This window comes from Microbacterium sp. GbtcB4 (assembly GCF_019091465.1).
GTDB lineage: Bacteria > Actinomycetota > Actinomycetes > Actinomycetales > Microbacteriaceae > Microbacterium > Microbacterium paraoxydans.
This window is the reverse complement of record NZ_JAGXJJ010000001.1, coordinates 387292-408373: the sequence shown is the minus strand read 5'-3', so window position 1 is coordinate 408373 and position 21082 is coordinate 387292. Positions and strand designations below refer to the sequence as shown.

Genomic DNA, 21082 nt, shown 5'->3' with positions numbered 1-21082 from the left:
GGACGTTCACAGGGTGCACTGGGCAGAGGACGGCGCGGCGAGTGCGCTGCACGTCACGTCCCTGGATACGGCCGTACGCAATGCCGTCCGATGCCAGTCGCCTCGGGCGTCGGTGGCCACCCTGGACAGCCTCCTCCATCAGCGCCTCATCACGATGGACGAACTGCGCGCGATCTTCGCTCGGCTGCCGCAGCGGTTCGGCGCAGTGCTCGCCCTGGCCGACGCGTCATCCGAGTCGGGGCCGGAGACGTTCGTGCGGCTCCTCCTCCGGTCGCTCGGTGCCTCATTCGAGACACAGGTCCACATCCCCGGCGTGGGTCGAGTCGACTTCGTCGTCGATGGATGGCTGATCGTCGAGTGCGATAGCCGCGCCTTTCACGAGGGATGGGCGAAGCAGCAGCGGGATCGTGCGAGGGACATGGCGGCCGCTCGTCTCGGCTATGTCACGATCCGGCCGCTCGCCGCTGACATCCTCTCCGACCCCGCAGGCACGCGAGTGGCGCTGCGGGAGGTTCTGGAGGCGCTCGGCCCCCGGCTCGTCGGCGCTCGCCGTTCACAACTCAGGAGAAAGGGCAGCCGCAGCCTGCCTCAGCCGCCGAACCGCCCCAACGCGCCGCGATCTCCTGAGTTATGAACGGCCGACGGACCCGAGGGGCGCGGGCAGCGATTCGAAGGGTCAGGTGCGGGCGGCGAAGGCCTCGATGAGGCGGGCGGCGGGCTCGGAGTCGCTGATGAGGGTGCCGTGGCCGTGGTCGGGGATGACGGCCAGCTCCGCGCCGGGGATCGCATCCAGGATCACCTGGCACCAGCTCATCGGGGCCAGCGGGTCGTCCTCGCCGCGCAGCACCAGGACCGGGCAGGCGATGCGGACGAAGGCCTTCTCCGGCTTGTGGACGATGGTCGCCCGCATCTTGCGGATCAGGTGCGGGCCGCCGCGGAGGTACTCGCGGGCGCCGCGCCAGATCACGAGCGGCCGTTCGCCCACGAGGTCCTGGAGCAGGTATCGGGCCTGCGCGCCGACGTTCCTGGCCGCCTTGTCGACGGTGGGTCCGGCCAGCACGACGCCGGCGACGAGCTCGGGATGCCGGGCGGCGAGCTCCGCGGCGATCTGACTCCCCATCGAGTGCCCGATCACCACGACCGGATCCGCGTCGACGTGACGGAGGTACGCGGCCACGAGGTCGGCGTGCCGCTGCATGGTCAGCGTGCGCGTGGGCTCGGGGGCCTCACCGAAGCCCGGGAGGTCGAGCGCGATCACCCGCCCTCGCAGCCGCTGCGTGAGGTCGAGGTAGACGCTGCGGCCCATGCCGATGCCGTGCAACAGGAGGTAGGTGGGCGGTCCGTCGCCGAAGGTCTCGGCGATCAGGGTCGCTCCTTCGTGCTCGAACTCGAGGAGGGTGGCCGGCGTCCCCTTCGGGGCGAGGTAGCTGGTGGGCACCTGTCCACGCTAGCCGAGCACCCTCCACGCGCCTCTCAGCCGGCGGGGGTGAGCGTCAGGGTGTCGACCGCGGCCGCCTTCACGGCCTTCGGAGTGAACGCCCATGGCCGCTGCACTCCCGTGGACCAGTCCTTCGTCTGATCGACGTAGTGCTCGTGGAACGCGTGGCCGGAGGCGCCCGTGAGGTGGATCCAGGTCGAGTCGTCGAAGTCCGCGAGGTCGACGACCATCCGCATGGACGGGACGGTGGTGGTGGCGTACGAGACGCCGAGCTGCCACCCGGTCGCATCGACCACGGAAGCCCCGCCCCCGACCGGATACGGGCCACGGTTGAACAGGGCCTCGATCGGCGCGATGCCGGACGACCCGAAGGTGTCGCTGGTGAGTGTCAGGGCGTGCAGGTCGCCCCAGTTCCATCGGGCGACATCCGTGCCCTGGATCCCGGACAGCTCGTCGTACGCCTCTTCAGCCGACAGCGCGAGCATCGCGTCTCGCCCCTCGACGTCGAGACGCGGGTTGCTCCACAGCGGGTCCTCGGGGTCATCGAGCATCGCTCCGACGACGGTGAACAGGCGGCCCTGGCCGTCGATGGGCAGGGGCTGCTCGCGCTCCGCGAAGATGTTCTGCACCAGGTTCGACCACAGCACGTTCGCGTACGCGGCTCCGGCCGAGGAGGCGCTGTTCTGCGCGTCCCAGCCGCGGAGCAGCTCGACGGCCTGCTGCGGCCCCTCGCCCTCGACCTCGATGTCCCCCATCGCGGCGGCGAGCTGCTTGCCGATCCACATCTCGCCGTCCATCTGGATGTCGCGCATGTCCTGCGCAGTCAGCGGGCCGGCGGCGGCGCGTCGTTCGATGAGGTGGGCGATGCGGGCGGCGCGGTAGCCCTGGTCCCAGTCCCGGGAGAGGAAGTGCTCGTAGTCGTCGGTGACGATGGCGTTGTTGGCGGTGACGATGTACCCCGAGCTCGGGTTGTACGACACGGGCAGCTCCTCGAACGGGATGTAGCCGGTCCAGTCGTAGCTGCTGTCCCAGCCGGGCTGCGGCATCCAGCCGTCGCCGGCTCCGCGGATCGGGAGGCGGCCGGGGGTCTGGTAGCCGATGTTGCCGTCGACGTCGGCGTAGATGAGGTTCTGCGCCGGCACGTCGAACAGGGAGGCCGCGCGGCGGAAGTCCTCGAAGTCCTGGGCGGTCGACAGCGCGAAGATCGCCGTCGCGGTCGTGCCCGGGTCGAGCGCCGTCCACCGCAGGCTCACGGCGTACTCGGCGGCATCGGAGCCCGGGACGGCGGGGACGCTGCCCCCGGCGGTGAGCCCAGGCGTCGGATCGTCCGCGATCGCCGTGAAGTCGCCCGTGAGGCCGGAGATGATCGGTCCGTGCACGGTGGAGCGGATGGTGAGCTCGATGTCGTCCCCGCCGGCGACCTCGATGGTCTCGGTGCTCTCCTCCAGCGGCACGAGCTCGCCGTCCCGCCAGTAGGAGTCGCCCTCGATGCGCTCGACATACAGGTCGGTGACATCGGTGGTGAGGTTGGTGAAGCCCCACGCCACGCGCTGGTTGTGGCCGATGACGATGCCGGGCAGGCCGGAGAACGAGAAACCGCCCACGTCGAACGGGCAGTCCTCGTCCACCGTCGAGCACTTGAGCTGCACCTGGTACCAGACCGACGGGAGCGAGGCGCCGAGGTGCGGGTCGTTGGCGAGCAGCGGCATGCCGGATTCGGTGAGGTCGCCGGAGACCACCCAGGAGTTGGAGCCGATGCCCTCGCCGACATCGCCCACGAGCACGCTCGCCGCTTCGATGACGGAGGAGGTCTCCTTCCACTCCACCGTGGTGAGCGCCTGCTGCGCCTCGCCGTCGCCCTCGGACCCCGTGAACGCCGCGGGCTCGGCGCCGGTCTCCAGCGGCGGGACGGTGGAGATGGTGGGCACGATCACCGGGTTCCGGTCGAAGGGGTAGTCCGGGTAGAGCGTGCCGAGGAGCCCGTCCACGTCGGCGTCCGGGTCGTCGGCGAGCTGCCCCGCGAGCAGTGCGCGCTCGGTCTCGTCCTCGACGTTGGTGCGGAGATCCCAGGCCATCGCCTTCAGCCACGCCACCGAGTCCGCCGGCTCCCACGGCTCCGGCTCGTAGTCGGGGTTCTGCAGCCCGAGGACCGCGTACTCGAGCGACAGCTCCGCGCCCGAACGGGAGGACAGGTAGGCGTTGACGCCGTCCGCGTAGGCCTCGTAGTAGCCGCGGGTGACGTCGTCCATCGCCTCCACCTCGGCCTCGGCGGTGGTGCGCCAGCCCAGCGTGCGCAGGAATGCGTCGGTACCGGCCTGGGAGGCGCCGAACAGCTCGGCGACTCGGCCGGAAGTGACGTGTCGGCGGAAGTCCATCTCGAAGAACCGGTCCTGCGCGTGCACGAAACCTTCGGCGAAGAAGAGGTCGTCCGAGGAGTCGGCGGTGATCGTGGGCACGCCGCTGGCGTCGCGCTGCACGGTGACGTCCGCCTTCAGCCCTGCGAGCGCGGTCGACCCGGAGGTCTGCGGGAAGGAGCGCTGGATGGTCCAGGTCACGAAGAACGCGCCTGCGACGGCCACCACCACCAGCGCGGCGATCACGACGAACGCGATGCGTCCGATGCGGGCGGCCAGAGAAGGACGCGGGGAAACAGCGGACGCCGTCGAATCGGTCATCATCGTCGAGAACTCTTTCGGGTAGCCAGGTGGGACTCAGTCCCACCGAGCCCCAGTACGCGTTTCACGGGTACGCGCTCTCGCATCATAGCCGCCCCGCGCTCGCCGCGGGGCGGTCCGCGGCGAGCGGGAGGGCTCAGCCGATGAGGCTGGGCTGCAGATCGCGGAGCGTCCGGCGATGCGTCATGCGGGTCACCCCGATCATCGCCAGCAGCAGCGCTCCGACGAGCCAGGCGCCGAGCACCGCCAGGTCCCAGCCCGCGCGGGCGTAGTCGCCGCCGTACATGAGCTGTCGCATGGCATCGACGACGTAGCCGAGGGGCAGCACATGGTGCAGCGCGGCCAGTGGGGCGGGCAGCGTCTGCCAGGGGAACGTGCCGCCCGCTGTGACGAGCTGCAGCACCATGAGCACGAGGCCGAGGAACTGCCCCACGGAGCCGAGCCAGACGTTGAGGGCGAGGATGATCGCGGCGAACGTGGCCGAGGCGAACATCATCACTCCGAGCGTGCCGAGCGGATGGTCGAACGTGAAACCGAGCGTCAGCGCCAGGATGCCCATCAACCCGAGCATCTGCACGGCACCGAGCATCGCCGGGGTCAGCCAGCCCGCCAGCGTGATCCGGATCGGGGAGTGCAGCGCCGTGACGGCGCGACGGGAGATCGGCTTCACGATGAGGAACAGCGCGTAGATGCCGATCCACGCGGAGAGGGCGGCGAAGAAGGGGGCGAGGCCCGCGCCGTAGTCCTCGGCGGAGGCGACTTTGTCGCTGGACACCTTCACCGGGTCCGCGATCGTGTCGGCTTGCAGGGAGCGCAGGCCGGGGGTGGAGGCGGGGATCGCCTGCACGCCGTCGGCGAGCCCGTCCCGCAGCTCCGCGGTCCCGGAGGACAGCGTCTGCAGGCCGTCGCGCAGTTGGGCGGCGCCTGAGTTCGCCGCGGCCGCTCCCGTCGCGAGGGTGCCGGCGCCGCCGGCGAGCTCGCTCGCCCCCGATGCCACGGACGCAGACCCGGCGGCGAGCTGGTCGACCTTCCCGACGGCGTCCTGCACCTGGGCGTTGCCCTCCTCGATCCGGGCGCCGAGAGGGTCCAGGCGGGCGAGCACCGCATCGATCTCCTCGGGTGCGAGTCCCTGCTCGGTGAGGACGTCGGTGATGTCCGCGCGCACCTGCGGCAGCGCATTCGTCGCCTCCTGCACCGCGGCTCCGGCCCGATCGGCGACGTCGGCGAGTTGGCGGTTGCCCGCGCTCACCTGCTGGGCACCGTCGGCGAGCGTCTTGGCGCCGGAGGCGAGTTGTGCCGAGCCATCGGCGAGCTTCGCGGTGCCCTCGGCGAGCGTCGTGCTCCCGGAGGCGGCGCTGCGTGCGCCGTCGACGAGCTGTGTGGCGCCGTCGGTCGCGGAGATCAGGTTGTCGCGCACGTCGCTGAGGCCCGTCAGCAGTCGCTCCGCGGCCTCGCTGCCGACCATCTCGGCGACGGAGCTGCGGATCTTCTCGACGGCCTGCGATCCCATCGACGAGGCGAGGTAGTTGTTCGCGTCGTTGGTCTCCAGCTCGATTCGGGCTTGATGCGGATCGTCGCCTGCGGCGGAGGTGAGGGCGGCGGAGAAGTCCGAGGGGATCGTCACGGTGAAATCGACCTCGCCGTGGCGCAGCGCATCGGCGGCCTCGTCCTCGGTCATACGCTGCCAGTCGAAGGCGTTCCCCTCGATGAGGTTCTCCGCCACGTCCTCGCCGTAGTTGACGGTCTCATCGGTCGCCGCTTCCGTGCCGGTCGTCGGGGCGGGAGCGCCCTCGTCGTCGACCACCAGGGCCACGGGGACCTCGGAGAATTTCGCGTACGGATCCTGGTTCGCCCAGAGGTAGAGGCCGCCGTAGAGGATCGGCACGCAGATGAGGGCCACGAGGGCGAGGATGCCCATCCGGCTCGCGGTCAGGCGGCGGAGCTCGGCGGCGATCATGGCGGGAACCTTCATCGCGCTTCTCCTTCCTCGTCGGTCGTGGGTTCGTCGTCGGTCGTGGGGTCGTCTTCGGTCGTGGGGTCGTCTTCGGTCGTGGGTTCGTCTTCGGTCGCTGGTTCGTCCGGCGCGGGTTCGCTCTCCTCGGGATCGTCGGTCGCTTCCGGACGCTCGAGCACCAGAGGCTCGATCGGTCCGGACGCGTTGATCGCATCGAACTCGTGCATGCGCTCGAGGGCGACGGCGGCGGAACCGCCGACGATCACGAGCATCGCGTACCCGCGGTCCGCGAACTCGGCCGCGATGCGCCACCATCCGTCCGGGCTGCCGCCGTGACGATCCGGGGCGACGAGCACGATGCCCTCGACGCCCTCGCGGAGCACGGCGAGCTCGCACAGGATGCGCACGCGGGCGGCCGGGTCGACCGAGCCGATGGGGACGGAGGCGAGCTCCTGGTATCCGACCCGCCCGAGCCAGCGGCGAGCGTGGAGCGGGGTCGCGCCACGTCCGGCGAACATCAGCTCCTCGCCGACCACCCCGGCGAGGGTGATGTCCGGGTGCGGATCGCTGACGTCCGGGGCGTCCACGAGGGCGACGCGGCGGCGCAGCTCCTTCGGACTCGCCGCCGCATCGATCGTGACGCGGCCCGTGTCCGGACGCATCCGCCCGCTCGCGATGAGGCCGAGCACGGTCGGCCGCTGCTCGGTCTCCGCGAGCGCGTAGCGGACGGCGCCGGAGTGGAACTCGAGACTCATGGACGGAAGCGCCTGGCCGGCGCGGCCCTTGCTGACGTCGTGCAGTGTGATCCTCATGCGCGGACCTCCTCATGGTCGGCGGCGATGTCCGGGTGGGCGCTCAGCAGTTCGTCCGCCTCGCGCCAGGAGAGTCCGGCGATGCTGAGCACGGCCCGGACCGCGAGGTCCTCGGCGCCGCTGCTCTGCACGTCGGTGCGGGAGACGACGGTGCGCGCCATCTCCTCGATCAGCCGGGCGAGCGTGGGACCGGCGAGGTCCGTCCGGAAGCTGCCGTCCTGCTGCCCCCTTCGCACGAGGGCGGCGACACTCCGGCGCAGCGGCGCCAGGGCGGCGGCGGTGTGCTCCACGTGCGCCTCGTCGAGGGCGAGCGCGGCGGCGACCTGGATGTGCGCCGCCTCCTCCCAGAGCCGGGCGGCCAGCCGGGCCAGGGCGAGGCGGGCGTCCGGCTCGTCGATGGAGGCCGCGATGGCGTTGAAGCGCTGGGCGCCGGTGGAGACGAGCTCCCGGATCAGGGCGTCCCGATCCTCGAAGTGCCCGTAGAGGGTGCGGCGGGACAGGCCCGCGGCCCTGGCTATCGCGTCGAGGGAGGCGTGCGGGTCGGTGGCGAGGGCGCTGCGGGCCGCGGACAGGATGCCGGCGCGGTTCTCCGCGGCGTCGCGACGAAGGGCGCGAGTGGTCATCCGTCCATGGTAATAACATGCACAGAGCTGTGCAAGATAATTCAGCAACCTCGCAGTGTGCTGCTCCCGCGGCCGGCCGTCGAGTCTCCTCCGGGGTGCACCGTGGTATGTTACGCGTCGCGCTTCGGCGCATTCTCAGAGGAGAGACCGGTCCGGACCGGGACTCCGGCGGGATCGGTCATGGAACGGCGGGGGGACGCCATGATCGAGAAGAAGAACGACGTGCATGCCGGGAGCGGGGCACCGGCGGGGGATCGGCACGGTGGTCTGCAGGGCAGGCTGACCGATGCGGTCGTCTCGGGCGCGCTCGCTCCGGGGACACGGGTGGACGAGCGCGGGCTCGCGGCCGCCTTCGGTGCCGGGCCGGCAGAGGTCCGCCGGGCCCTGGACGGCCTCGCCGCCGCCGGCCTCATCGCGGTGCGCCGCGACGGCACACGGTGGGTGACCGCGCTCGATGGCGACCGGGCGCGCGATGTGGTGGCTCTGTTCGGCGACGTCTGGATCGGCTCGGTCCGGCGCACGATGGCGCTGCTCCGCACCGACGACCTCGCGTATCTCGACGAGCTCGTCGACGATGTGGCGCTGGCGGTGCGGTGGCGGGACGGCTCGGCCTTCGGCGGCGGCCTGCGCGCTCTCGCCGTCGCTTTCGCCCGGATCGAGGGCAACACGGAGCGGGCTGAGCTCGTCGGGAGTCTCGGGACGCTTCTCGAGTGCGTCGCCCGTCGTGCCGGGAGCATCTTCGACTGGTCGGATGTGCGTACGTCGGTCGCCCGGATCGCCGTGGTGCTCGCCGAACGCGACGCCACGGCGATGCGCACCGCCCTCATGGACCTGTTCGACGATGTGCTGCCGGGAATCGTGGACCGTGCGGTGACGCCGGCTCTCCCGCTCGCCGCGGCGTCCTGATCGCCGGACGCGGGAGGGGCGCCCCGGTGACCGCGGCGCCCGTCCCGTGTGCTCAGTCGGTGCCGGAGTCGAAGGCCGCGCGCTCGGAAGCGGTGTCGACGGCGTCCGCGAGGTTCTCGTCGGCCTCCGAGATCGAGCCGTGCACGGACTCGGTGATCTCGGCGGACTCGCCGGCGGTGACCCGGCCGACGAGCTCGCCCGTCGCGCCGCCGACGAGGCCGAGGCCCGCGTACTGCTCCAGGCGCGCACGGGAGTCGGCGATGTCGAGGTTGCGCATCGTGAGCTGGCCGATCCGGTCCACGGGGCCGAAGGCGGCGTCGCCGACGCGCTCCATCGACAGCTTCTCCGGCCCGTAGGACAGGTTCGGGGAGACCGTGTCGAGGATCGTCCAGTCGTCGCCGCGGCGCAGGCGGATCGTCACGGTGCCCGAGATCGTCGAGCCGACCCAGCGCTGGATGGACTCGCGGAGCATGAGCGACTGCGGCTCGAGCCAGCGGCCCTCGTACATGAGGCGGCCGAGGCGTCGACCCTGCTCGTGGTACGTCGCGAGGGTGTCCTCGTTGAGGATGCCGTTGACGAGGCGCTCGTACGCGATGAAGAGCAGCGCCATGGCCGGGGCCTCGTAGATACCGCGCGACTTCGCCTCGATGATGCGGTTCTCGATCTGGTCGCTCATGCCGAGGCCGTGGCGCCCGCCGATCGCGTTCGCCTCCTGCACCAGGGCCACCGGGTCGCTGAACTCGACGCCGTTGATCGCGACCGGACGGCCGCCCTCGAACGTCACCGAGACGTCCTCGGTCTCGATGGCGACGGACGGATCCCAGAACTTCACGCCCATGATCGGGTCGACGGTCTCCAGCGAGACGTCGAGGTGCTCGAGCGTCTTCGCCTCGTGGGTCGCGCCCCAGATGTTCGCGTCCGTCGAGTAGGCCTTCTCGGCCGAGTCGCGGTAGGGGAAGCCGTGTGCGACGAGCCACTCGCTCATCTCCTGCCGACCGCCGAGCTCGGTGACGAAGTCCGCGTCGAGCCAGGGCTTGTAGATGCGCAGGCGGGGGTTGGCGAGCAGACCGTAGCGGTAGAACCGCTCGATGTCGTTGCCTTTGTAGGTCGAGCCGTCGCCCCAGATGTCGACGCCGTCCTCGCGCATCGCGCGCACGAGCAGCGTGCCGGTGACCGCGCGGCCCAGGGGCGTGGTGTTGAAGTAGGTCTTGCCGCCGGAGCGGATGTGGAAGGCACCGCAGGAGAGTGCGACGAAGCCCTCCTCGACCAGCGCCGTCTTGCAGTCGATGAGGCGCGAGGCCTCGGCGCCGTACTCCAGCGCGCGTCCGGGGATCGAGGCGATGTCGTCCTCGTCGTACTGCCCCAGGTCGCCGGTGTAGGTGAAGGGCACAGCGCCCTTGTCGCGCATCCAGGCGACGGCGACGGAGGTGTCGAGTCCTCCGGAGAAGGCGATGCCGACGCGCTCGCCGACGGGCAGGGACTGGAGGACCTTGGACATGGCTCCCAGTCTATCGGCGCGCGACCCACCCCCTTTCGTGTGTTCCGGCCCCTTTCGCACGCACGCAGGGGGGTGGCTCGCGCGAAAAGGGGTGGGTCGACGGGAAGATGGGCGCATGGGTGGAGCGATTCTGTGGGGAGCCGTCGCGGCGGCGCCGCTGTTCGTCGGTGCGGTGCTCGCGATGATGCGCACCTGGCCGCCGCGGTGGCTGGGCATCGTCCTGGGCTTCGGCGCCGGAGCCCTGATGGCCTCGATCGCCTTCGAGCTCTGGGAGGAGGGGCTCGACCGCGGCGGTCCCATCCCGCTCGTCACCGGCGTCGCCCTCGGTGCCCTCAGCTACTACATCGCCGCCCGCATCCTCGACGCCAGGGCTGCCAGGAAGAAGGGCGAAGCTGGGGGAGGTCAGCTCGCGGTGGGGGCCCTCCTCGACGGGATCCCGGAGCAGCTCGTCCTCGGCATCGGTCTCGCCTCGGGGGAGCCGGTGAGCATCGCGCTCGTCGTCGCCATCCTCGTCTCGAACCTCCCGGAGTCCATCGGCTCCGCCGCCGACCTGCTCGACGGCGGCATGCGACGGAGCAGGGTGCTGCTCCTGTGGGCCGGGGTCGCCGTGGTGTGCGCGCTCGCCACCGTCGCCGGATTCGCACTGGCCAGCGTGACCGGCGAGGTCTTCCGCTCCGGGGCGAGCGGTTTCGCCGCGGGCGCCCTGCTCGTCATGCTGGTGGACTCGATGGTCCCGGAGGCGCAGTCGAAGGCGAAGGAGTCCACGGGGCTGGCGACCGTCCTCGGATTCGCGCTCGCCGCGGGTCTCGCCTTCGCGTCCTGAACGGATCGAGGGGGTTGCGGCTCAGACGCCGCCGGTGCGGGCGTCGCGACGGACGCTGCGGCCGGTGATGCGCTCGATACGGAACGACAGCGGGAGGTCCCGGTCGTCTCCGGCCCACGGGTGCACCCGCGCAGCCGCCCCGGCAGCGTCCTCCTCGGGCACCTGCGACAGGACACCGTGCATCAGCACGCTCCACCCCAGGCCGCCGATCGGATCGTGGTAGTCGACCTCGAACGAGACCTCGGCGGACTCGCGGGAGAGCGTCGCCAGGTGGCCGTCCGGTGACGTGCGCAGGAGCAGCTCGTGCCCCGAGACGACGAAGTTCACCGGATGGATCTGCACCAGGCCCTCGTCGACGAATCCGATGCGGCCCACCGTGGTGGTCGCCAGCAACTCGTAGGACTGCTGCTCGTCGAGTTCGTGGATCATGCGGACACTCCCTCCCCCTGTGCCGCCAGTGTAGCCACGGCGCCGCAGATCATCGAGGGCACCCGACCCGAATCACCCGGTGACGTGTCAGGACGACCATGCCTCCAGCTCGGCGGTGAGCGCAGTGAGGTACGCGGGAGGGCCGGCTTCCGCGAACCACAGCCACAGCTCCGCAGCGATCACCGGGTACCACGCGCGGACACGGTCGGGATCGGCGCCGTAGCCATCGATGAGCGCCCGCTCGGACCGCGGGTCCTTCCTGGCGGCTCCCCACGCGGCTCGGGCGAGCTCCCGCAGCGGGTCGCCGCAGTGCGCCGCCTCCCAATCGACGACCCCGGAGACACGTCCGTGCTGCGCGAGCAGGTTGCCGTCGGTCCAGTCGCCGTGGCAGAAGACGACCCCGGACGACGGCGGAATGCGCAGCGGGAGGCGAGGCCCGCCGGCGGCGCGGTACCGCTCGATGATCGTCGCATCGTCGGGTGCGGGAAGGAGGTCGTCCGGAGCGGCGAGCCGATGCAGGGCACGGAGCAGGGGCGCTGATGCCCCGAGGCCCGCGAGCCGGGCCTCGGCGTCGGCGTCGTCGAGGCGGGCGCCGGGGAGCTCCGTCATGAGGATCGCGCCCGGCCGCTCCTCGACCACCTCGGGTACCGGGAGTCCGGAGCCGACGAGACCGCGGAGGGCCCGAAGCTCGTTCTGGTGCCGTGCCGGATCGGCGAGGCGCTTCTCGACCAGCCGTCGTCCGCCGCGCTCGACGAGCCGCACCGCGCCGACCGCTCCCTGCCTCATCCCGTCATCCTCGCACCGGGCGGGTGATCACTCGAAGCCGGGGTAGTCCTGCAGCCGCTTCTCGAACTCCGCGCGGTCGGCCTCGCTCAACACCTTGCCGGCGATGACCACGAGCTGGAGCCCCTCGACCGGCTCGCCCGTGCGTGCGCTCTGTGCCTCCCGCGACGCGCGGAAGCCGCCGTCGGCATCGTTCGACAGATCGTAGATGTTCGCGTAGAAGCGCAGGGGATCGGGGTAGTTCTCCGTGTAGTACTCCCATGTCGTCTGCGTGCGCGGGTCGTCGCTGCCGTAGAGCTTGGCGATCATGGACGGGTCGATGCCGGAGTTCGCGGGGTCGTTGAACGAGTACAGGTTCCACAGGCCGTGCGCCGCCACCACCTCGTCGATCGCGGCCATCACCTCGAGCTTGCGCGCGTAGCCCTGCACGGGCTGCTCGGTCGCCCAGGCCGCGGACGTGTACTCGGACAGCATCGACTCCCCGCCGTAGCCGTTGCGCTCCGGCCGGATGTCCTCGTCACCCACCTGAACCCACGTGAACCCGAAGTCGGCGGAGAGCCGCTCCCGGATGTCCGTGAAGAGAGCGTCGGCCTCGGCGCGCACCTCCTCCATGGACTGCTGGGTGAGCGCTTCCTGCGGGGCCGTGCCCTTGATGCCCGGGTAGGCCTCCGCGTGCCGTTGTTCCGCGGTCTTCACGCCTTCGTAGTTGCCGGATGCCGAGGTGCGCAGCGCGCTGAGCGCCCCGACGGTCGCGACGTTGAACAAGATGGTGAGAACGAGGGCGACGATGCCCAGGCGGCGCCCGCCGGTGGTGAAGAGTGCGGCGACGATCACGCCGAGCACCACGAGCTGCAGTGTGATCATCGTCACGCCGTACAGCAGGTCGGTGCCGCCGACCACGAGCGTGCCAAACAGGATCAGGACGAAGAGGATGGCGGCCACCAGGGCGATCCAGCCGAGGGCGTTCGCCGCTGGCCTCTTCTCCTGGGGCGGCAGCGGGGAGAGGACGGGCGGCGTGGGACCGATCTGCTGCTGCCGCCGGGCGCCGCGATAGCCCCCGGGCGGCGGGACGGGCGGGGCGCCCTCGGTGCCGCCGACATACCGGGCGCGCTGCCGCTCGTGATCGCTCACCACGGCTTGTCCGCTCCGGTGCCGCCGGGTTCGTCGCCCTGCTGCTGATCGCGTTCCTGCGTCCCCTGCTCGAGCTTGTCCTGGAGATCCTGCAGCTTGTCCTCGGACGGCTGCGGCTCCTCCTGCTGTTCCTGCTCCTCCTGGGGCTGCTGTTGCTGCTCCTGCTCCTGCTGCTTCTGCTTGAGGCGGTCCTCGGTGCTGTCGAGGGTGTCCGCCATGTCGCGCTCGGGATCGGGGGACTGCTGCTGCGCCTCTTCGCTGTGGCACTCCTCCGGGGTCTCGACGGTGACAGTCAGCGCCTCGCCGTAGAGAGCTGTCGCGGCGGCGCCCTCTCCCTCGGCCCTGGCGGCATCGCCCATCCGCTCGATCACGAGGGCGAGGTTGATCCGGACCGGGCACACCTCGAGCCCGGTCGCGAGGTCGAGTGAGCGCTCCAGCTCCGCGCGGGCGGCAGGGAGCTCCTCGGCGCCGGCCATCGCGGTGCCGATGTTGTACGGCGCCTTGTACGGCTCGAACCAGTTCAGGACGTCCTGTCCGCGCGCCGAGGCCTCGGAGCCGGCGAAGTCGTCGACGACGTACGCGGTGATGGCCTGGTGGGCGAACGCGTACATGCTCAGCAGCTTGCCCACGAAGAGCAGGGCGGCGAGGGTGAGAGGGATCGTCCCGATCGCGACCCAGCGGCGGATGAGGCGTCGACGGCGGTTCGAGCGGAGGAGGGCTGCGGCGGCGTCGTCCTGCGCAAGCGTCACGACCCACCTCCTCCCCTGTCGTCGGCGTCTGAACATCCTATCCGCGACGGTCCGTCCGGGCCGGCGTGTGCGACGAACGCCGGCCCCGATCGAGGCCGGCGTTCGTGACGGGGAGTGCCTGTCCGGCTACTCCGCCGCCTTGACGCGGAACGTGTCGAAGGACACGCCGAGGGGCGCAGTCGCGCTCGCCGAGCGGCTGCCGCTGAGACCCACGCCACCTGCCGGAAGCGGGGCGGTGTCGGTCGCCCGCAGCTGCCAGTCGGCGGGCTCCGCGGCATCGCTCGTCCAGAGCTTCGCGACGAGGGAGGCCTTGTCCGCCCCCGTCACGGCCGCCTTGAGCGTGTAGGTGGTGCCCGGGGTGACCGTGACGCCGTTCAGGGCCCGGGTCGCGAGGACGGTGCCGTCTCTGTGCGCCACGAGCCAGACCGTGCCGTCCGGGCGGAGCCACGCGCGCACGAGGTACCGGCCGGCGGACGAGTCGCGGGCGATGACCCCGATGTAGGAGCCTCCCGTGCTGGACGGCTGGTCGACGCGGAAGGTCGTCTCCAACGCCGGGTTCGGCACCGACGGTGCGTTCAGCGTCGCGTGGCGGGTGTCTCCCGCGGCCAGCTTCAGCTGCCCTGAGCCTTCGGCGACGCTGGCCGCGGCTGCGGACCCGCCGGCGATCTTCCATGCTCCGCCCGTGAGGGCTTCACCCCAGCCGGGACCGGCCGTGCGGTCGAACTCGTCGCTCGCGAGCGGCGCGGGTTCCGCCACCACGGCTTCCCGCGTGGTCGTGGCAGAGCCGCCGATGTCGTCCGTCACCGTGAGGGTGACCGTGCGCGTCCCGGCCGTCGCGTACGTGTGCGTCGCCGATGCTCCTTCACCGGTCGTGCCATCACCCCAGTCCCAGCGGTAGCTGCGGATGGTGCCGTCGGCGTCCGTCGACGCAGACGCGTCGGCCGTCACCGTCAGCCCCGAGGCCGAGAGCGTGAACGAAGCCGTGGGCAGCGCGTTGGCGCCCTGCACGACGACACGCTTCGCGACCGAGCCCACGAGGTTCTGGCTGTCGGTGACCGTGAGCTTGACCACGTACGTGCCGGGCTTCGCGTAGGCGTGCGACGGCGTCTTGCCCGTACCCGTCGTACCGTCCCCGAAGTCCCAGCGGTAGTCCGAGATCGTGGTGGTCCCCGGCGGCACGGAGGTGCTCGCGTCGAAGGCGACATCGAGCCCGGCGACGGCTGTGGTGAAGGCGGCGACCGGAGCTGTCGAGCCCTTGCCGACCAGGTAGTGCGTCTTGACCTGTGCGGCGGTCAGTCCGTACGGGTACACGGCGAACTCGTCGACGTTGCCGGTGAGGGAGACCGACTTCGGGGTGTTCGGCCAGTTGGCGAGCTTGCCGCTGCCGATCTTCCAGAAGCCCTCGTAGTCCTGGCCCTTGGTCACTCCGGTGATCTGATCGTTGAGTTGCCCGTCGACGAACAGCTTCATGCCTTCCGGGCTCACCGAGGCCACGACGTGGTGCCACTGGTTGTCGTTGTATGCCGACTTCGTCGTGATGACCTTCGTGCCGTCGCTGTACACCCCGAAGTTCAGGCGCCCGTCGTTCGACATGTACACGTTGCGATCGTGGTTCCTCGAGAAGCCCGCGGCCGAGCTCTCGAAATCGAACAGCAGACCGCCGCTGGTCGTCGACGTCTGGAACCACATCTCGGCCGAGTACGCCCCGGGCGTCGGCATCTTGGTGGTGGTGTCGACGCGCCCCGTCTCGGTGCCGTCGAGGGCCGTGGCACCCGCCACTCCCTTCGGCACGCCCGACGTCGACGGCTTCGCCCCCGCGCGGAAGATGGGGTTGTTCGTGCCGGCCACGTCCTGACCGACGGTTCCCAGCGGGTAGTAGAGCTGCGGTGCGTCGGCGAGCACGGCGTCGGAGTACGGAGGGGTCGAACCGGCCACCGTGACGGTCGCCGTCTTGCTCGTGACCGTGTTGCCGTCGCCGTCCGTGGCTGTGAACGTGTACCTCTGCTGCGAGCCGGCCGGAGCCGTCGTGTCTTCGAAGGTGATGGCGGGCAGGTTCCACCAGGTGGAGTCCGCCTTCGTGGTGAACAGCGGCGCGGTCGAGCCGGCGCGGCGCAGTTCATAGGTGAGCGTGAGGTCGTCCCGGTCCCAGTTGGACGGGATCGAGACCTTCACGTGGCCGGGTACGAGCGAGGTCGCGGTCGGCTCCCACTTGTCTCCGGAGAGGCGGGGTCCGTCCTTCGGGCCGCCGGGAGGAGTCGTCGAGAATCGCACGAGTCCTTCGAACTGCCCGTTGTTGACCGAGCGGAACTCGCCGCCGATGGAGATCATGTTCCCGGTGCCGGTGATGGAGAGGCCGGCCTGACCCAGACCGGTCGTCACGCCGACCGCCCAGTCCGGAGACCACGCGTACGGCGACGGCGCCGGCGTGCCGCCCCAGTCCTTGCGGCCCGGTGCCGCGGGCTGGGGAGCAAGCGTCCCCCTGGCGTCGGCGGTGTAGGCCTCGGAGTAGCGGTGGATGCGAGGAGCCTGCTCCGGGTGGAGCCCGAGGGTCACGCAGGTGTGGGTGTGGCTGGTGGTGTAGACGACCTTGCCGGTGGAGTAGACGCCGTAGTGGTCGCCGATGCAGTCCGCGATCCAGCGCACCTTGCCGGTGCCGGCCTCGGCGGCGAAGGTGCCCTCGAGGCTGCCCGTCGCGGCGTCGGCGAAGCCCCAGCCGGTGCCGTACACGCCGGTCGCGTCGGTGGCGAGACCGAAGGTTCCGGCCTTGCCGGCGTAGATGCCCGATCCGGCGCCGTTCTTGACCGTCTTGGCCAGTTCCCACTCGGTGTTCAGGGCTCCGGTTGTCTTGTCGACGGAGGCGCTGCCGCGCATCTCGGTGTTGCCGTTGACCTGGGAGAAGCGTCCGCCCACGATGGTGTCCGCGCCCGCAGGGTCCATGACCATGGCATCGACCTGGAGGTCGGTCTGCGGAGCCCAGGGACGGAGCGCGCCGTTGGTGGTGTCGAAGGCGGCCAGGTTCTTCCGCGGCGTGCCGTTGGCCTGGGTGAAGAGGCCGCCGGCGTAGACGGTCGTCCCCGACGTCGCCAGCGCGTAGACGCCGGATCCGCCGATGGAAGGCACGAAGCCCGGGACGAGCTCACCGGTCTTCGCGTCGATCGCCGCGATGTTCCAGCGGTCCTTGCCGTTGACCTTGTTGAACGAGCCGCCGATGTAGATGCGGGAGCCGTCGGGCGAGGCGGCGACGGCCTTGATCACGCCGTTCACCTGTGGGGCGAACGGCAGCAGCGCACCGGTGTCGATGTTGTAGGCGAGCACGTTCGAGCGTGCCGTCAGTGCGGTCCCGGGAGGGGCCTTCGGCTCGCGGGCGTTGTCGAATTTGCCGACCGCGTACACGATGGACCCGATCGTCGTCTGGGCCCAGACATACCCGTTGTCGATCTGCACGGTCGGGATCGGATCGGATGTGACGACGTTCTCGTCCCGCTGCAGCAGCTGAGGCATCCCACGCGGATCGTCGGCCGCCGCGGCGGCTCCGCCGCCGAGGGCGACCAGCCCCGCGGCGACCATCACCCCCGCGATCACTCCGGCCACGCCCGTGCGCGCGCTCTTCCAGACAGCACTGTTCCCCATGTGTGTTCCCCAGTCATTCGATGGCCGACCCCACGTCGGCACGTCATCGTCGGACGATCGACCGCGAGAGCTCCCCCAGAGATGCTCGGACCGCGGCGGTTCGTTCCGACGAACCCCCGTCGAAGGCGCAGAAGCCTCCGACGGGTAACACAATACCATCGCCGGGAGCGGAGTACACGCCGTACCCGCAGGGATCCTGGGGTCTCGCGTGCTGTCAGGGGGCGTCGAGCGGAGCGGGCCGCCCCGCGCGAGGCGCGCGAAGACCTCGGAGTCGGGCGACCAGGATCGTCGCGCGGGTGAGTTCCACCCCCAGCGCGGCGAGGACCACGAGTGCCGCGACCCAGTACAGCTCGATCACGTTCCCCACCTCGCCGGCGTCGGCGTAGGCGGTGGTGCTCGACGGTGCGGCGGGGAGCGACGGGGCGACATCCGCCTCCCGGTGTTCGTAGCCGACGCCGAGCTGCCCGGCGATCGTCTCGAGGTTTCCCTCGTCGATGACGGAGAGTGCATCCGCACCCTGGTACTGGATGTACTCGGAGCCGTTCTGGTCGAGCCCGCCCGTCGTGACGCGCATGGGACCGCCCTCCGTCGTGCCGTACCCGAAGACGGCACCCGCGTCGGTGTAGCGCGCGCTGTCGGCGAAGGACTCCGGGGCGGACCCCGTGGTCTGCTCGCCGTCGCCGAAGTAGAAGACCATCCGCGAACGGTCCGGCGACGACTCCGCCGCGGCGGCGAGGGTCTCGCTCAGCAGCGGAGCGGCCACGCCGATCGAGCTGCCGCGCGACTGGCTCGTGACCTCGGGGCGCAGCACGTCGAGTGAGCCGAGCAGGGCGGTGGTGTCGGTGGTCAGCGGGATCCGCAGCTCGGCGGCCGCATCCGAGGTGAGGAGGGCGAAGCGGGCTCCGGGGTACTCCTCCACGAGCGCGCGCACGTCGGCGCGCACACCGTCGAGCCGGGGGGCGCCGTCGTCCCAGTCCTCGGCCACGATGCTCGCGGTGGTGTCGACGACGAGCACGATGTCGGTGTCGGTCGCCAGGGTCTGCGTGGAGCCGCCGGGGAGCCCCGGCCGCAGCAGCATCACGGCGCAGGCGAGCACCATCACGAGGCGCAGCGCCCAGAGTGACCGATGCACGGCGAGAGCGCGTCGGTCGGTCACGACCTCGCCCCCGGCACGCGGCGCACGCACGAGCATCCAGACGGCCACGCCGGCGACACCGGCGCACAGCAGCAGGATGAGGAACACGGGGAGCACGGGTTGGAAGATCACAGGCGCACCCTCCAGACCAGCACGACGAAGCCGAGCGCGAGGACCGACAGGACGGCGATCCACAGGTTCGGAGTGTCCGTCCAGACCACCTGCGCCTCGCCGCGCAGTGCCGTGGCCTCCTGCTTCTGCACCTCGTCGATGATGTCCCCGACCGTGGTCGTGTCGCGGAGCCCGTAGGCGGCGCCCCCGGTGGCCTCGGCGGCGGCGGCCAGCTCGGCGCTGACGGCGGCGTCCTTGCCCTCGACCGGGTTGATCGCGAACACCCGGACATCCTTCGAGGCCGCATACGCCGCGGCCTCATCGAGCGTCACGATCGAGGCGCCGTTGATCTCGTTGTCCGTCGCGAAGATCACGGACCGGGACCGGTCGTCGTCCGGGTGATCGAAGCCCATGGTGCAGGCCGCGAGTCCGTCGCCGATGAGGGAGGCGCCGTCGCCGTTGAGCGTGCCCAGCCAGTGCTCCGGGATCTCATCCACGTAGTCGAAGCTCGACATCATGCTCGCGAGGTGCCCGCGGATGAAGTCGTAGTCGTCGGTGAGGGGGAAGATCTGTACGGGAGAGCTGTTGAAGATCGTCAGGCCGATGCGCTCGCCCTCGAAGCCGTCGAGCAGCTCGTCGAACACCGAGAGCACCTCGACGTCGACCTCCGACATCGACCCCGACACGTCCAGGCACAGCATGATGTCGCGGCTCGTGTCGACGGGTTGGACGGTCTGGGCGGACATCGGACGCGCGGCCACGACGCCGGCGACCAGCGCGGCCCCCGCACCGAGGGCGAGCAGACCCGTCAGGGCGACGGCGCGACGGGACAGCGCCTGGCGGAAGGACGGCAGCGCTCGCAGCCGCTCCGCCCTGGCCACGCGAGCGGTGTCCGCGGCGCGCCGGTCCCGGTGGCGGCGCAGGCCGACCGCGAGACCGATCGCCACCGCGGCGACGACGACCGCCGCGGCGAGGACCAGCATCCAGACGTTCGCTAGTGCCACGCGCGTACCACCGTCCTGGCGGCTTCGGCGCCGGCGGCCGGATCGATGGCGGGCCCCTGCCGGAAGATGCTCGGATAGTAGTGGCGGCCCATCGCATCGATGAGCGCAGGATGCACGCCGCGGGAGACGAGGTCGTCGAGGGTGAGCACCGGTGCTTCCAGGCCGCTGTACTCGTTGACGAACGTGCGCACGACGCGGCTCAGCTCCAGGTTCGCCTGCCGCGCGGAGAGGTGGCGGTCACGGTAGTCGTGCTCGACGCGATCGATGCGGTCGAGGTACTCCGAGCGCAGAGCGGACAGCACGTCGAGCGTGGACGGCTGACCGGCATCCGCGGCCGCTCCGGAGGCGGCGGTGCGGGGGCGAGTGAGCCGGAACAGCAGCCACGCGCCGACGATCAGCAGGGCGAGGATGCCGAGCGCGAGCAGCATCCATCCCCACCCGTACTGCGCAGGCGGGTAGAGCTCGTCAGAACCGGGCATCGGACCTCCGGTTCAACAGGTGCAGCAGCTGCGGAACGGCGTCGTCCTGACCGTCGAGCGCGGCGTGACTGATCTCCATCCTCGTGAGCAGGTCGGCGAGCCGGGCGGCGTCGGCCGCCCGCTGCGCACCGAGCTCGTTCACGATCGCCCGGTCGCCCTGGATGAAATCGGGGACCTCCCAGAGGCTGTCGACGTCGGCGCGCAGCCGGGCGGAACGGTGGTCGAGCACCGGTTCGGCGTCGCGCAGGGTGAGCCAGAGCACGTCGTGCTGCACCCGCAGGCGGCGAAGCAGGCGCTCGGTCTCGGTGGTGACCGGGGCCTCGTCAGTGAGCACGACCACGATCATGCGCCGTGCGATCGTCCGCGTGACGAAGGACAGCAGGGCGTCGCGATCGCTGGGGGCCGCCGCGTCGTCGACCGCGCGGTCGATCGTCCGCAGCGCGTGTTCGAGGGCGCCCTCGCTGCGCCCCGGTGCCAGGCGACGGACGCGGGAGGCGTCGCCGTAGACGACCGTGAAGTCGTCGCCGTGCCGGAGCGTCAGCACGCCGAGGGCTCCGGTCGCCAGGATCGCCAGGTCCTTCTTCGAGCGCTCGTCCGCGGCGAGAGCGGTCATCGAGCGTCCCGTGTCGACGACGAACATCACCGTGTGCATGCGCGTGGCCCGTGACCGCTTGACCAACGGGGTGCCGAGGCGGGCGGTCGCGCGCCAGTCGATGTCGCGCACCTGGTCGCCGTACTCGTACTTGCGCAGGTCCTCGAAGTCGAGGCTCCGCCCGTGCAGCAACGACGCGTAGGCGCCGTCGAGCGCGTGCAGCGACTTGCGGTTCGAGTGGATGAAGAGCTTGCTCTTCACCTGCGTGATGAGGCTGGGCATCTGGCGCGGGATCCCTGAACGTGTCGAC

General features: G+C 70.9%; 18 protein-coding genes. 3 read left to right on the top strand and 15 right to left on the bottom strand.

Annotated features, from left to right (window positions below):
- The first annotated feature begins 154 nt into the window (after positions 1 to 154).
- Entirely contained in the window at positions 155 to 634 is a 480-nt protein-coding gene (locus KVS71_RS01840) for a hypothetical protein (protein WP_217583276.1), read from the top strand.
- Positions 635 to 676: 42 nt separating this feature from the next.
- On the opposite strand, the gene KVS71_RS01835 is transcribed toward KVS71_RS01840, so the two are convergent.
- From KVS71_RS01835 to KVS71_RS01815, 5 genes are all read right to left on the bottom strand, one after another.
- On the bottom strand, positions 677 to 1438 hold the full coding sequence (locus tag KVS71_RS01835; RefSeq protein WP_217583274.1) for an alpha/beta fold hydrolase: 762 nt from the start codon (positions 1436 to 1438) through the stop codon (positions 677 to 679).
- 35 nt (positions 1439 to 1473) lie between these two features.
- On the bottom strand, positions 1474 to 4116 hold the full coding sequence (locus KVS71_RS01830; RefSeq protein WP_217583264.1) for a penicillin acylase family protein: 2643 nt from the start codon (positions 4114 to 4116) through the stop codon (positions 1474 to 1476).
- Positions 4117 to 4249: 133 nt separating this feature from the next.
- Positions 4250 to 6085, bottom strand: coding sequence for a YhgE/Pip family protein (locus tag KVS71_RS01825; protein WP_060922022.1), 1836 nt, complete (start codon positions 6083 to 6085; stop codon positions 4250 to 4252).
- A complete protein-coding gene (locus KVS71_RS01820) occupies positions 6082 to 6879 on the bottom strand; it encodes a hypothetical protein (protein ID WP_217583262.1) in 798 nt (265 codons plus the stop codon). Before KVS71_RS01820 ends, KVS71_RS01825 begins: the two co-directional genes overlap by 4 nt.
- Entirely contained in the window at positions 6876 to 7502 is a 627-nt protein-coding gene (locus KVS71_RS01815; RefSeq protein WP_060922021.1) for a TetR/AcrR family transcriptional regulator, read from the bottom strand. Before KVS71_RS01815 ends, KVS71_RS01820 begins: the two co-directional genes overlap by 4 nt.
- A 201-nt stretch (positions 7503 to 7703) precedes the next feature.
- Between KVS71_RS01815 and KVS71_RS01810 the strand changes: the two genes are divergently transcribed.
- The gene (locus KVS71_RS01810; protein WP_217583261.1) at positions 7704 to 8408 is read left to right on the top strand and encodes a GntR family transcriptional regulator; all 705 of its coding nucleotides are present in this window, start codon (positions 7704 to 7706) and stop codon (positions 8406 to 8408) included.
- A gap of 52 nt (positions 8409 to 8460) precedes the next feature.
- Here the strand turns inward: KVS71_RS01810 and argG are convergent, their stop codons facing one another.
- On the bottom strand, positions 8461 to 9906 hold the full coding sequence (gene argG, locus KVS71_RS01805) for an argininosuccinate synthase (RefSeq protein WP_025105204.1): 1446 nt from the start codon (positions 9904 to 9906) through the stop codon (positions 8461 to 8463).
- Between the two features lie 115 nt (positions 9907 to 10021).
- Between argG and KVS71_RS01800 the strand changes: the two genes are divergently transcribed.
- Entirely contained in the window at positions 10022 to 10729 is a 708-nt protein-coding gene (locus KVS71_RS01800) for a ZIP family metal transporter (protein WP_105948982.1), read from the top strand.
- Between the two features lie 21 nt (positions 10730 to 10750).
- Here the strand turns inward: KVS71_RS01800 and KVS71_RS01795 are convergent, their stop codons facing one another.
- The 9 genes from KVS71_RS01795 to KVS71_RS01755 all read right to left on the bottom strand — a co-directional run bounded on the left by KVS71_RS01795 (position 10751) and on the right by KVS71_RS01755 (position 21054).
- On the bottom strand, positions 10751 to 11158 hold the full coding sequence (locus KVS71_RS01795; RefSeq protein ID WP_060922018.1) for a pyridoxamine 5'-phosphate oxidase family protein: 408 nt from the start codon (positions 11156 to 11158) through the stop codon (positions 10751 to 10753).
- A gap of 87 nt (positions 11159 to 11245) precedes the next feature.
- Positions 11246 to 11944, bottom strand: a complete 699-nt coding sequence (locus tag KVS71_RS01790) for a phosphotransferase (protein ID WP_217583234.1) — start codon at positions 11942 to 11944, stop codon at positions 11246 to 11248.
- A gap of 27 nt (positions 11945 to 11971) precedes the next feature.
- Positions 11972 to 13072, bottom strand: a complete 1101-nt coding sequence (locus KVS71_RS01785; protein ID WP_254635346.1) for a hypothetical protein — start codon at positions 13070 to 13072, stop codon at positions 11972 to 11974.
- Complete coding sequence (locus tag KVS71_RS01780; RefSeq protein WP_254635345.1) at positions 13069 to 13821, bottom strand: hypothetical protein; 753 nt, start codon at positions 13819 to 13821, stop codon at positions 13069 to 13071. Before KVS71_RS01780 ends, KVS71_RS01785 begins: the two co-directional genes overlap by 4 nt.
- 126 nt (positions 13822 to 13947) lie before the next feature.
- On the bottom strand, positions 13948 to 17451 hold the full coding sequence (locus KVS71_RS01775) for a PKD domain-containing protein (protein ID WP_254635344.1): 3504 nt from the start codon (positions 17449 to 17451) through the stop codon (positions 13948 to 13950).
- A 214-nt stretch (positions 17452 to 17665) separates the two neighbouring features.
- Entirely contained in the window at positions 17666 to 18718 is a 1053-nt protein-coding gene (locus tag KVS71_RS01770) for a VWA domain-containing protein (RefSeq protein ID WP_060922013.1), read from the bottom strand.
- Positions 18715 to 19701 (bottom strand): VWA domain-containing protein, encoded by a 987-nt coding sequence (locus KVS71_RS01765; protein ID WP_368874531.1) that lies wholly within the window; start codon positions 19699 to 19701, stop codon positions 18715 to 18717. Before KVS71_RS01765 ends, KVS71_RS01770 begins: the two co-directional genes overlap by 4 nt.
- Positions 19692 to 20180 (bottom strand): hypothetical protein, encoded by a 489-nt coding sequence (locus KVS71_RS01760; protein WP_083370963.1) that lies wholly within the window; start codon positions 20178 to 20180, stop codon positions 19692 to 19694. The genes KVS71_RS01765 and KVS71_RS01760 overlap by 10 nt, the downstream gene beginning before the upstream one ends.
- Complete coding sequence (locus KVS71_RS01755; protein ID WP_144881608.1) at positions 20167 to 21054, bottom strand: DUF58 domain-containing protein; 888 nt, start codon at positions 21052 to 21054, stop codon at positions 20167 to 20169. Before KVS71_RS01755 ends, KVS71_RS01760 begins: the two co-directional genes overlap by 14 nt.
- Positions 21055 to 21082 lie beyond the last annotated feature (28 nt).

Excerpts from the sequence above, each read along its gene's own strand:
- KVS71_RS01820 (WP_217583262.1), bottom strand. The coding sequence starts at position 6,879 with ATGAGGATCACACTGCACGACGTCAGCAAGGGCCGCGCCGGCCAGGCG.
- KVS71_RS01790 (WP_217583234.1), bottom strand. The coding sequence starts at position 11,944 with ATGAGGCAGGGAGCGGTCGGCGCGGTGCGGCTCGTCGAGCGCGGCGGA.
- KVS71_RS01815 (WP_060922021.1), bottom strand. The coding sequence starts at position 7,502 with ATGACCACTCGCGCCCTTCGTCGCGACGCCGCGGAGAACCGCGCCGGC.
- KVS71_RS01810 (WP_217583261.1), top strand. The coding sequence starts at position 7,704 with ATGATCGAGAAGAAGAACGACGTGCATGCCGGGAGCGGGGCACCGGCG.
- KVS71_RS01760 (WP_083370963.1), bottom strand. The coding sequence starts at position 20,180 with ATGCCCGGTTCTGACGAGCTCTACCCGCCTGCGCAGTACGGGTGGGGA.
- KVS71_RS01775 (WP_254635344.1), bottom strand. The coding sequence starts at position 17,451 with ATGGGGAACAGTGCTGTCTGGAAGAGCGCGCGCACGGGCGTGGCCGGA.
- argG (WP_025105204.1), bottom strand. The coding sequence starts at position 9,906 with ATGTCCAAGGTCCTCCAGTCCCTGCCCGTCGGCGAGCGCGTCGGCATC.
- KVS71_RS01800 (WP_105948982.1), top strand. The coding sequence starts at position 10,022 with ATGGGTGGAGCGATTCTGTGGGGAGCCGTCGCGGCGGCGCCGCTGTTC.
- KVS71_RS01830 (WP_217583264.1), bottom strand. The coding sequence starts at position 4,116 with ATGATGACCGATTCGACGGCGTCCGCTGTTTCCCCGCGTCCTTCTCTG.
- KVS71_RS01795 (WP_060922018.1), bottom strand. The coding sequence starts at position 11,158 with ATGATCCACGAACTCGACGAGCAGCAGTCCTACGAGTTGCTGGCGACC.
- KVS71_RS01755 (WP_144881608.1), bottom strand. The coding sequence starts at position 21,054 with ATGCCCAGCCTCATCACGCAGGTGAAGAGCAAGCTCTTCATCCACTCG.
- KVS71_RS01840 (WP_217583276.1), top strand. The coding sequence starts at position 155 with ATGGACGAACTGCGCGCGATCTTCGCTCGGCTGCCGCAGCGGTTCGGC.
- KVS71_RS01825 (WP_060922022.1), bottom strand. The coding sequence starts at position 6,085 with ATGAAGGTTCCCGCCATGATCGCCGCCGAGCTCCGCCGCCTGACCGCG.